Here is a 10,660-nt window from a genome sequence, read left to right on the forward strand (position 1 = left end):
GCCTATGGATGGGTGGCACCAGACCGACGCCGTGACCGCCGGGCTCGCTTCCCCGGGGCGGCGGGGGGGGGGGGGGGGGGCCGCCGCACCGCGCGGGGGCGTCCTGATCGTTCCCGGAACCTTTATGCCTGCCTTATACGTCTTCCCGGTACGCGGCCCGACGGGCCGCACGAGGGGAGGGCGTATGGATCTGTTCCTTCTCATCCTGGCGGTGGCGCTGGCCGCGGCGGCCGGGGTCACCGTTCTCGCGGTCCGGCGCGAGCACGCCGCCATCCGGGGGGCCGCCGTCGAGCCCCGGCCGCACGATCTCGGCCCCTACGAGCTGGCCTTCCTGGCGGGCGGCCCCAGGCGCGTCGCCGACACCGCCGTCGGGCTGCTGGCGGCCTCGGGGGCGGTACGCGTGTCCCGCGACGGACGGGTGCACCAGGTGGCCGGCGCGCGGAGCACCGGTGAGCCGGTCGAGGACGCCGTCCTGGACGAGGTCGAGCGCAACCCCGGCGCGTGGGCGAGCACGATCAGGGAACGCGTGAGCCAGGGCGAGACCCTGGACGGGCTCAGGTACCGGCTGGGCAGGATCGGCGCCGTCCACCCCACCGGCTCCTTCACCCAGGTGGACCGGCTGATCGTCCGGTTACGGGTGCTGGCGCTGCTGGCGCTCGCCGGGGCGGCCGTGGAGGCGCTGTCGGTGGCCGCCGAGGGCACCTCGCCGCTTCCCCTGGCCGCGCTCGGCGTCCTGGCCGGGACGGTCGTGGGCGCGCCGACCGCCATCGCCGGACACCGGCGCACGTTCCCCACCGATCTCACCGCTTCCGGGCAGGCCGCGCTCGACCGGGCCAAGCTGGACCACCCGCCGGGCACGTCCGCGGGCCCGGTGGCCGTCGCGCTGTACGGTCTCGGCGAGCTGAACGACGCCAACCTGGTCCTCGCGCTCGACGGCTCCCCGGCCCGTACGGTCGCCACCAGGCGGCGGCGTGCCGGCGACCAGTCGCACAGCGCGGGCGCGGGCGGTTGCGGCACGGCGGGGTGCGGCGGCGGGAGCGGCTGCGGAGGCGGCGGCTGCGGGGGCGGCTGCGGCGGCGGAGGGAGCTGACATGCCGGACCTGCCGGACCTGGGGGTGGGCATCGGCTGGCGGCCCGAGCTCGACCTGACGATCGAGCGGATGGCGGGCGTCGGGTTCGTCGAGGTGGTGGCCGAGAACATCGACCCCGGCGACCTGCCCGAGTCGCTGCGCGTGCTGCGGGCCAGGGGCATGCCGGTGATCCCGCACGGCGTCTCGCTCGGCGTCGGCGGCGCCGAGCGGCCGGACCCGGCCCGGCTCGCCCACCTCGCGGCCTGCGCGCGGGCCCTGGACTCGCCGCTGGTCAGCGAGCACCTGGCGTTCGTCCGCGGGGGCGGCGTGGAGGCGGGGCACCTGCTTCCGGTGCCGCGGACGCGGGAGTCGCTGGAGATCGTCGTGGAGAACGTGCGGCTGGCCCAGGAGGCGCTGCCCGTGCCGCTGGCCCTGGAGAACGTGGCGGCGATCTTCGGCTGGCCGGAGGACGAGCTGACCGAGGCCCGCTTCCTGGCCGAGGTGGTGGAACGTACCGGGGTGGGGCTGCTGGTGGACGTCGCCAACCTGTACGCCGCCCAGGTCAACCTGGGGCTGTCGGCCGTGGACGCGCTGGACGCGCTGCCGCTGGAACACCTGGCGTACGTGCACGTGGCCGGTGGGCACGAGCACCACGGCATCTGGCACGACACGCACACCGCCGCCGTGCCGCCGGCCGTCCTCGGCCTGCTGACCGAGCTGTGCGCCCGGACCAGGCCGCCCGGGGTGCTGCTGGAGTGGGACGACGACTACCCGGCCGACGCCGCGCTCGCCGGCGAACTGGCCCGCATCCGGGCCGCCATGTCCCCGGCCGAGCAGGCCGTGGCAGGGCGCGCGGGAACCGTGGGCGGGCACGGTGAGTGAGGAGGCGCGGGCGCGGCGCGGGGACGCGGTGAGTGAGGAGGCGCGGGCGCGGCTGGCGGAGGCGCAGGGGCGGGTCGTCGCTTGCCTGGTGGCCGGGGCGGATCCGCCGGCGGGCTTCGACACCGGACGGCTGCGCGTGCAGGCCTCCGCCCTGGTCGCCAAGCGGCGCGGCGTGGTGGCCAGGCTCCGCCCGGACGCCGCCCGTGCCGCCGGGCCCGCCCTGGCCGCGGAGTTCGCCGCCTACGCGGCGGCCCGTGCCGTCCCGCCGCCCGGCTACCGGGCCGACGCCGACGACTTCGCCGCCTGGCTGCGCGCCCGCGGGCTCATGGCGGCCGGGAAGCCGCGCGGGTGGGCTCGCCTGTTCTTCGTGTTCCGCCGGGATCGCCGCTAGGCTTGCTCGGAGCAAGCGCTTGGGAGGCGGTCCGGCATGCGCATCGTCAACATGGGCGACTGGCCCCTCGGTGAGCAGGACGAGCAGCTCCACCAGCCGGGCGACGACCCGCTGTGGAACGAGTCCTACTATCTCGACTTCGTATCCGACGACGGTGAGCTGGGCGGATACGTCCGCATCGGGCTCTACCCCAACTGGAGGCGCACCTGGTTCTGGGCCCGGCTCGTCCGGCGTGGCGGCGGCCTGGTGGAGATCACCGACCACGAGGCCCCGCCGACCGGCCTGACGATGTCCGCCGACGCCTACGAGGCCGACCTGGCCGCGCCCGACCCCCTGCGCACCGCCCGGCTGCGCCTGGCCGCCCCCGGCCTGTCGCTCGACCTCGAATGGCACACCCGCGGCGGCGTGTACGGCTACCAGCTCACCCCCCGCTACGAGGTCCCCTGCGAGGTGACCGGGACGGTCGACGGCCGCCCCTTCCACGGCCACGGCGAGCGCGACCACAGCTGGGGCGTCAGGGACTGGTGGTCGCTCTCCTGGACGTGGAGCAGCGGCCGGCTCTCCGACGGCACCCACCTGCACGGCACCCAGGTCAACCTGGGCACGCCGCTGCCGTGGCCGGCGTTCACGGTGCCGCCCGGCGGCGGGATCCAGCACGCGGACGGCTTCACGGCCGGCACCCGGTTCGACGGCGACCGCCCGGCGGAGACGCTGCTGAGCTTCCCGGGCCGCGCGGTGACCGTGCGGCCGGTCACGTTCGCCCCCGTGACGCTGGTCTCGCCCGACGGGGCGGTGGCCGAGTTCCCGAGGGCGCTGTGCGAGCTGGCGTCCGAGGACGGCGCCACCGGCTTCGGCTGGACCGAGTGGCACCAGCCGCCGGGCTGGCGTCAGCACGGCTGGCACCCCTTGCTCTGAAATATCGAGACATCCTAGGTTTGGGGAGTGATTGTCGATGCGCACCAGCACTTCTGGGACCTCGAAACCGGCGACTACCCCTGGCTCACCCCCGAGGCGGGCGTGCTCTACCGGACCTACGCGCCGCACGACCTGGCCCCCGAGCTGGAACGGGCCGGTGTGGACCGGACGGTTCTGGTGCAGGCCGCCGACTCCTACGCCGAGACCGACGCCCTGCTGGCCCTGGCCGACGCCCACGACTTCGTCGGCGCGGTGGTCGGATGGATCCCGCTGCTGCGCCCGGACGAGGCCGCCGGGGCGATCGCCCGGTACGCCGGCCATCCGAAGTTCCGCGGCGTCCGGCACCTGATTCACGACGAGCCCGATCCCGACTGGCTGGTCCGCGACGAGGTGCTGGAGTCGCTGGGCCTGCTCGCGGCGGCCGGGCTGACGTTCGACGTGGTCTCGCTGCTGCCCAGGCACCTCGACCACGTGGTCACGCTGGCCGGACGGCACCCGTCCCTGAAGATCGTCGTGGACCACCTGTCCAAGCCGCGCATCAGGGACCACGAGTGGGAGCCGTGGGCCGGCGGGCTGGCTCGCGCGTCCCGCTTCCCCAACGTGTACGCCAAGGTCTCCGGCCTGGTCACCGAGGCCGACCACCGGAACTGGACGGTGGAGGACCTGCGGCCGTACGTGGAGCACGCCGTCGAGTTGTTCGGCCCGGACCGGCTGATGGCCGGCAGCGACTGGCCGGTGGCCCTGCAGGCGGCCGACTACCGGACGGTCTGGGAGGTCACCGGCGCGCTGCTCGGCGGAACCGACCGGGACCTGGTCCTCGGGGACACAGCCAGGGGTTTCTACGGGTTTAGCTGACTTGGGGCCGGAAACGGGGAAGGGCGTGGGGGGACTACGCTGTGTCGATGGATCGTACCTGACCGTCACGCCCGTCGCGTGCACGGACACCGTCGGCACGCCGTACGAGATCACCCTTGAGCTTCATCGCGACGGCACGCCGTACGGCAGCGTGGGGGAGCGGTGCGGCTGGCTGCTCGCGCGCCTGGCGCGCGGGGTCGACGAGGCGCGGCAGGGAAGGGGGGCGGCCAGGCGGTGGAACGACCCCGACGACCGCTTCCCCGACGAGGAGCCGGAGAGCGAGCTGTTCTCCTTCCGCTACCGCACCCGCTCGGGGCTGGTGGGCGGCGGCGAGTTGCGCTGCCAACTGCGCACCATCCCCATCTGGCAGCCCGCGCCGGGTCAGTGGCGGCTGACCCGCAGGGCCTACGTCGAGGCATGGGGGGCCACCGGCGTGGGCATGAGGGCCGTCCTGACGTCGGCGGAGTTGTCCGATTTCGTCCGCGAACTGGTCCATGAGGCCGAGGGGTGCCTCGGCGGAAGAGATCTCGCCAGGAATCCGATTGGGGGAGCAGGCACGGGCGAAACGCGGTGATAATTGCCTGTTGGGTCATTCGACCAAAGGCACAGCACCGCTGGGGAGGCACTCCGTGGGCCTGCGCGACCTGGTCTACCGGCTGTACGAACACCGGCTGGAGACCAAGCTGTCCAAGGACAGCGTTCCCCGGCATGTCGGGGTCATCATCGACGGCAACCGCCGCTGGGCGCGCGCCATGGGCATGCGCGACGTGGCCACCGGCCACCGCAAGGGCGCGGACAAGATATCGGAGCTGCTCGGCTGGTGCCGGGAGACGGGCGTCGAGGTCGTCACCGTCTGGATGTTGTCCAACGACAACCTCAACCGGCCGCGCGAGGAGCTGGAGCCGCTGCTGCGCATCATCGAGGACGTGGTCCAGGAGCTCGTGGACGAGGGCTGGCGGATCAGCCCGGTGGGCGCGCTCGACCTCCTCCCCGACCGGACGGCCAATGTCCTGAAAAACGCAAAAGAAGCGTCATCACACCGTCCGGGCCTGATTGTGAACGTTGCAGTTGGGTATGGAGGAAGACGTGAGATTGCCGATGCGGTGCGCTCACTCCTCCAGGAGCATGCGAGTAAGGGCGCCAGCATCGAGGACCTTGTCGAGGTCCTCGATGTCGAACACATCGCGGAGCATCTCTACACTCGCGGCCAACCCGACCCGGACCTCCTCATCCGTACGTCGGGCGAGCAGCGTCTGTCCGGATTCATGTTGTGGCAGAGCGCTCACTCCGAGTTCTACTTCCACGAGGCTTACTGGCCGGACTTCCGCAGGGTCGATTTCCTGCGGGCGCTGCGCGATTACGCTGCGAGACACCGGCGTTACGGTTCTTGATGCGACATTCGGGTATCCAAGACGTAACGTTGGAAGTGTCCGGCCACAGGCCGGGCATCCCGGAGAGGGCCCGCCTTTGCACCGAAATCTGCTGAGGGGGGCCGGAGTCCGGCTCCGCCGGCAGGTTGCGGTCGGGGACGCGGGTCCGGTCCGGTTCCCACCTCGTCTGCAGGGTGCCCGCACCTATGGGCGCCCGGGGGAGAACGTGTGGCAGTGTCCTCGAGCAACCCTACTCACCAGCCGGCCAAGCGCACGTACGTGCTCGACACCTCGGTCCTGCTGGCCGACCCGGCGGCATTGACGCGCTTCGCCGAGCACGACGTCGTCCTTCCCATCGTGGTCATCACGGAGCTGGAAGGTAAGCGGCACCATCCCGAGCTCGGCTACTTCGCGAGGAAAGCCCTGCGCTACCTCGACGACCTGCGGGTTCAGCACGGCAGGCTCGACGAGCCGATGCCGACAGGGGATGGAACGATCAGGGTTGAGCTCAACCACAGCGATCCGTCCATCCTGCCCGTCGGGTTCCGCCTGGGCGACAACGACACGCGCATCCTGACCGTCGCGCGCTCGCTCGCGGCCGAGGGCTGCGACGTCGTGCTGGTCTCCAAAGACCTGCCCATGCGGGTCAAGGCGGCCTCGATCGGCCTGGCGGCCGAGGAGTACCGCGCCGAGCTGGTGGTCGAGTCCGGCTGGACCGGGATGGCCGAGCTGCAGGTGACGGCCGAGGACGTCGAGACGCTCTTCGACAAGGGCACGGCCGACCTGGAGGAGGGCAGGGAACTGCCCGCGCACACCGGCCTGCGGCTGCTGTCGGCCAAGGGATCGGCGCTCGCCAGGGTCGCGCCGGACAAGTCCGTCCGCCTGGTCCGCGGCGACCGCGAGGTCTTCGGCCTGCACGGCCGCTCGGCCGAGCAGCGCATCGCGCTGGACCTGCTGATGGACCCGGAGATCGGCATCGTCTCGCTGGGCGGCCGGGCCGGCACCGGCAAGTCGGCGCTGGCGCTCTGCGCGGGCCTGGAGGCGGTCCTGGAGCGCCGCCAGCACCGCAAGGTGGTCGTCTTCCGCCCCCTGTACGCCGTCGGCGGCCAGGAGCTCGGCTACCTGCCGGGCACCGAGGGCGAGAAGATGGGCCCGTGGGCGCAGGCGGTCTACGACACGCTCGGCGCGATCACCTCGCCCGAGGTGATCGACGAGGTGCTCGACCGGGGCATGCTGGAGGTGCTCCCGCTGACGCACATCCGCGGCCGGTCGCTGCACGACGCGTTCGTGATCGTGGACGAGGCCCAGTCGCTGGAGCGCGGGGTGCTGCTCACGGTGCTGAGCCGGATCGGCGCCAACTCCCGGGTGGTGCTCACGCACGACGTCGCCCAGCGCGACAACCTGCGGGTCGGCCGGCACGACGGCGTGGTGGCGGTGGTGGAGAAGCTGAAGGGCCACCCGCTCTTCGCGCACGTCACGCTCACCAGGTCCGAGCGTTCCCCGATCGCCGCCCTGGTGACGGAGATGCTGGAGGACATCACGATGTGAGCCGCGGCGGGCCTACTTGAGCTCCGGGCAGGTGTACGGCCGTCCCTCCGCCTTGGAGGGGCGGCCGTCGTTCTCCCGGACGATCTTGACCTGCTCGAACGCGGCGTCCTGCTGCGCGGTGCAGACGATCTGGGCCTTGCCGAGCCGGCTCAGCGGCCGGTCGCCCTTGAAGTACACGGTCAGCGTGGAGGTGCGCGGGAGCTGCATCTCGTCGCGCTGCACGGGGTCGAGCGAGTCCTTCATGCCGACGTACTCCAGGCCGTGCAGCTCGGTGGTGCGGTCGCCGAGTGGCTGGTCGGAGGCGGCGAAGAGGGCGCCGAGCAGGCTGCCCACGGTGCCGTTCTCGACGTCGGCGGGTTCGAGGGTGAGCTGCTTGTTCCTGATCAGGTAGATGGTCTTCGAGGGCGGCGGGAGCTTGATGGTGGGCGCGGCGCCCTTGGTCTGGACGTCGGTCGGCGAGATGCCGCAGGCGGCCACGGCCAGCAGGGTCGCGGCGGCGACGAAGACCCGCCGCCCCTTCATCGGTGCGGTCATCGGTGCCGTCATTGGTGCGGCAGCCAGACCGTGAACAGGGTGCCCGGCTGCTGGGCGCGTACGGAGATCGTGCCGCCGTGCAGGTGCACGTTGGCGCGGGCGATGGCCAGGCCGAGGCCGCTGCCCTGGCTGCGGGCCCGGCCCGCGCCCGCCTTGAAGAACCGGTCGAAGACGTGCGGCAGCGCCTTGGCGGGGATGCCCTTGCCGTGGTCGCGCACCTTCACCTCCAGGCCGTTCTCGGTGCCGCGCGCGGTGACCTCCACCGGGGGCAGGCCGTGCTTGAGCGCGTTGCCGACCAGGTTGGCCACGATGACGTCGAACCTCCTCGGGTCGAGATTGACGGTCAGGCCCTGGGAGGCGGTGACGTCCACCTCGTCGCTCCAGCCGCGCACCTCCAGGCAGTCCAGGATGGCGTCGGCGACGTTCACGGGCTCCACGTTGAGCGTCGCGGTGCCGGCGTCGAACCTGCTGACCTCGATCAGGTGCTCGACCAGCTCGCGCAGGCGCCCGATCTCGCGCAGCACCAGCCGGACGGCCTCCGCGGGCGCGTCGGGCAGCCGGCCGGCCTCCTCCGAGAGCATGTCGGCCACGGCCGTCATGGCGGTGAGCGGCGTGCGCAGCTCGTGCGAGACGTCGGCCACGAACCTGCGGGACATGGCCTCCAGCGAGCGCAGCTCCGACACGCTCAGCTCCAGCGCCGCCGCCGCGTCGTTGAACCTGGCGGTCAGCTCGGCCAGCTCGTCCTGGCCGTGCACCGGCAGGCGGGTGTCCAGCCGGCCCTGGCCGAGCGCCTGCGCCGCCGCGCTGAGCCGCCGTACGGGCAGCAGAACCTGCCGGGCCGACAGCAGCGCCACCACCAGCGCGATCAGCACGATCACCGCGCCGCCCTGGGTGAGCGTGTTGCGCAGCGTCGTGAGCTGGCTCTCCTCGTCGTGCAGCGGGAAGAACACGAACGCGCGCAGCCCGGTGGCCTCGGGAGCGACGCCGGGCTCGTACCGGTGGACCTCGGCGCCGACGATGAGCCACAGCTCGTTGCCGATCACCTTGCGCTGGGTGACGACGTTCTGCTTGGCCCGGCCGTACAGCTCGTTGGGGACGTCCTTCATGGTCATCGGGCCGTCGGCGGACAGCAGGTTGCCGTACTCGACCAGGACGCTGCGGCCGGGGCTGGACAGCGTACGGACGACCTGGTCCAGCTCCTTCATGGACGGCGCCGCCTCGCCCGGCCTGAGCTTGCCCACGGGGAAGGTGATCCGGCCGAGCTCCCGGGTCACCAGGTCCAGGGAGGTGGTCTCGGCCCTGGTCACGAGCGCGGTCTTGGCCAGCTCGAAGCCGATGGTGGCGACCAGCGTCGACGCGGTGACCGCGACGAGGGTGAAGGTGATGACCAGGCGCGCCCGCAGCCCGGTGGGCAGCGGGATCACGGAGGGCTGAACCGGTAGCCGAACCCGCGCACGGTGTGGATGAAGACGGGCTCGGCCGGCCTCGGCTCGATCTTGGCGCGGACGCGCTGGACGCAGGCGTCCACCAGCCGCGAGTCGGCGACGTGCGTGTGGTCCCAGACGACCCGCAGCAGGTAGCGGCGGTTGAGCACCTGGCCGGGATGCCGGACCAGCTCCAGCAGCAGCCGCAGCTCGGTCGGCGTCAGGTGGATCTCCTTGCTGGCCAGCGTGACCTTGAGCGCCCCCCGGTCGATCACGAGGTCGCCGAAGGTGATGCGGTCGGAGGTCGCGGACTCGGCCCTGCGCAGGATGGCCCGGATGCGGGCGTCGAGCACCCGCGGCTCGACCGGCTTGACCACGTAGTCGTCGGCGCCCGCCTCCAGGCCGACCACCACGTCCAGGTCGTCGCCGCGGGCGGTGAGCAGGATGACGGGGAGCTGGTCGAGCTTGCGGATGCGGCGGCAGACCTCGACGCCGTCGATGCCGGGCAGCATGACGTCGAGTATCGCGATCTCGGGGCGGCGGGCGCGGATGTGGTCCAGAGCCTCCTCGCCCGTCGCATAGGACGTGACGGAATGTCCCTGCCGCGTCAACGCCAGCTCCAAGGCTGTGCGGACGGAGGGATCGTCTTCTACAAGGAGGATGCCGGCCACGCGCACATTATTATTCCATGTCCCCTATACCCGGGTTGTGTCATCAAACTGTGACCGGGTGCGGATCAGATCCTGAAGATGGGGCGGAAGCCTGAAAGCGGCCTCCCTTCGGTGCGGGCGCTCGAAGGGAGGCGCCTCTCAACCTGTGACGAAACTCACAATTTTTCGTGAAAAAGGTTGTTACCTGCTGGTTGACCAAGAGAACGTCAACCGAATCCCGCGTTCCGGTTGCGGACCACCCCCCATGACAGGGCAAGCTCATGGATCGTGAGCCCCGGTCCGCAGTTGAGTGAGCGCCCCCCGAAGGATGACCTTCGTTCGGCGCGTCGCCGGCCTTCGCGTTTCACCCCCAAGCGCGTCGCCGTCGCCGTCGTGTCCCTGGTGGTGGTCGTGGGCGGTGGCGGTTACGTCGCCTACCGCGCCGTCGACAACGCCGGCAAGCCGCCGGTCGACCCGTTCACGGCCGAGCAGCTCGGCGCGCTCGCCGGAGGCAACCTGTTCGCCCCCGACCCCGAGACCGACGCGCTGAAGAACGCCGCCGAGCAGGCGTACCGGGCCGACCAGCTCAAGAAGGGCCGCGGCGGCACCACCAAGAAGCTCAACTGGGTCGTGCCGAAGAAGGCGCCGGGCGGCAGCGGCTTCCCGCCCGCGAACTTCCCGCCGGGCAGCGACCCCTCGCCGGGCAGCAACAAGGCCGTCGCCAAGTCGATGCTCGCCGCCAAGGGCTGGGGCGCCGACCAGTGGGGCTGCCTGGAGCTGCTCTGGCAGAAGGAGAGCGGCTGGAACGAGCGGGCGATGAACCGCTACTCCGGCGCGTACGGCATCCCGCAGGCCCTGCCCGGCAGCAAGATGGCCAGCGCGGGCGGCGACTGGCAGACCAATGCCAGCACCCAGATCGCGTGGGGGCTCGGCTACATCAAGGGCCGTTACGGCACGCCCTGTGGCGCGTGGGGGCACTCACAGTCCACAGGATGGTACTAACAGGTCAACTCTTCTTCTG

The 10,660-nt window shown here is 71.8% G+C and carries 12 protein-coding genes; 9 read left to right on the forward strand and 3 right to left on the reverse strand.

The features are described 5' to 3' along the window. The first annotated feature begins 184 nt into the window (after nt 1–184). From ABZ444_RS43340 to ABZ444_RS43375, 8 genes are all read left to right on the forward strand, one after another. The gene (locus tag ABZ444_RS43340; RefSeq protein ID WP_358010022.1) at nt 185–1,090 is read left to right on the forward strand and encodes a TIGR04222 domain-containing membrane protein; all 906 of its coding nucleotides are present in this window, start codon (nt 185–187) and stop codon (nt 1,088–1,090) included. 1 nt (nt 1,091) lies between these two features. After that, on the forward strand, nt 1,092–1,952 hold the full coding sequence (locus ABZ444_RS43345; protein ID WP_358010023.1) for a DUF692 domain-containing protein: 861 nt from the start codon (nt 1,092–1,094) through the stop codon (nt 1,950–1,952). Next, the gene (locus ABZ444_RS43350) at nt 1,945–2,343 is read left to right on the forward strand and encodes a hypothetical protein (protein WP_358010024.1); all 399 of its coding nucleotides are present in this window, start codon (nt 1,945–1,947) and stop codon (nt 2,341–2,343) included. Before ABZ444_RS43345 ends, ABZ444_RS43350 begins: the two co-directional genes overlap by 8 nt. Before the next feature lie 36 nt (nt 2,344–2,379). After that, nucleotides 2,380–3,258, forward strand: coding sequence for a hypothetical protein (locus ABZ444_RS43355; RefSeq protein ID WP_358010025.1), 879 nt, complete (start codon nt 2,380–2,382; stop codon nt 3,256–3,258). Nucleotides 3,259–3,285: 27 nt separating this feature from the next. After that, on the forward strand, nt 3,286–4,113 hold the full coding sequence (locus ABZ444_RS43360; RefSeq protein WP_358010026.1) for an amidohydrolase family protein: 828 nt from the start codon (nt 3,286–3,288) through the stop codon (nt 4,111–4,113). A 25-nt stretch (nt 4,114–4,138) separates the two neighbouring features. Beyond that, the gene (locus ABZ444_RS43365; RefSeq protein ID WP_358010027.1) at nt 4,139–4,687 is read left to right on the forward strand and encodes a hypothetical protein; all 549 of its coding nucleotides are present in this window, start codon (nt 4,139–4,141) and stop codon (nt 4,685–4,687) included. Nucleotides 4,688–4,742: 55 nt separating this feature from the next. After that, the gene (locus ABZ444_RS43370) at nt 4,743–5,504 is read left to right on the forward strand and encodes an isoprenyl transferase (RefSeq protein ID WP_357974621.1); all 762 of its coding nucleotides are present in this window, start codon (nt 4,743–4,745) and stop codon (nt 5,502–5,504) included. Nucleotides 5,505–5,711: 207 nt separating this feature from the next. After that, complete coding sequence (locus ABZ444_RS43375; protein ID WP_358010028.1) at nt 5,712–7,031, forward strand: PhoH family protein; 1,320 nt, start codon at nt 5,712–5,714, stop codon at nt 7,029–7,031. Between the two features lie 12 nt (nt 7,032–7,043). Here ABZ444_RS43375 and ABZ444_RS43380 read toward each other — a convergent pair whose 3' ends face one another. Genes ABZ444_RS43380 through ABZ444_RS43390 form a run of 3 tightly spaced genes read right to left on the reverse strand, consistent with a single transcriptional unit; the run spans nt 7,044 to nt 9,660 of the window. Next, nucleotides 7,044–7,565 carry a hypothetical protein gene (locus tag ABZ444_RS43380; protein ID WP_358010029.1) on the reverse strand — a complete coding sequence of 174 codons (522 nt, stop codon included), beginning with the start codon at nt 7,563–7,565 and terminating at the stop codon, nt 7,044–7,046. Between the two features lie 8 nt (nt 7,566–7,573). Further along, the gene (locus tag ABZ444_RS43385) at nt 7,574–8,989 is read right to left on the reverse strand and encodes a HAMP domain-containing sensor histidine kinase (RefSeq protein WP_358010030.1); all 1,416 of its coding nucleotides are present in this window, start codon (nt 8,987–8,989) and stop codon (nt 7,574–7,576) included. After that, nucleotides 8,986–9,660 carry a response regulator transcription factor gene (locus ABZ444_RS43390; RefSeq protein ID WP_125636689.1) on the reverse strand — a complete coding sequence of 225 codons (675 nt, stop codon included), beginning with the start codon at nt 9,658–9,660 and terminating at the stop codon, nt 8,986–8,988. Before ABZ444_RS43390 ends, ABZ444_RS43385 begins: the two co-directional genes overlap by 4 nt. 378 nt (nt 9,661–10,038) lie before the next feature. On the opposite strand from ABZ444_RS43390, the gene ABZ444_RS43395 reads away from it, so the two are divergent. Next, the gene (locus ABZ444_RS43395) at nt 10,039–10,641 is read left to right on the forward strand and encodes a lytic transglycosylase domain-containing protein (RefSeq protein WP_358010066.1); all 603 of its coding nucleotides are present in this window, start codon (nt 10,039–10,041) and stop codon (nt 10,639–10,641) included. The last annotated feature ends 19 nt before the right edge of the window (nt 10,642–10,660 follow it).

It is taken from the genome of Nonomuraea sp. NPDC005730 (assembly GCF_040630865.1).
GTDB lineage: Bacteria > Actinomycetota > Actinomycetes > Streptosporangiales > Streptosporangiaceae > Nonomuraea.

Excerpts from the sequence above, each read along its gene's own strand:
- ABZ444_RS43340 (WP_358010022.1), top strand. The coding sequence starts at position 185 with ATGGATCTGTTCCTTCTCATCCTGGCGGTGGCGCTGGCCGCGGCGGCC.
- ABZ444_RS43345 (WP_358010023.1), top strand. The coding sequence starts at position 1,092 with ATGCCGGACCTGCCGGACCTGGGGGTGGGCATCGGCTGGCGGCCCGAG.
- ABZ444_RS43355 (WP_358010025.1), top strand. The coding sequence starts at position 2,380 with ATGCGCATCGTCAACATGGGCGACTGGCCCCTCGGTGAGCAGGACGAG.
- ABZ444_RS43380 (WP_358010029.1), bottom strand. The coding sequence starts at position 7,565 with ATGACCGCACCGATGAAGGGGCGGCGGGTCTTCGTCGCCGCCGCGACC.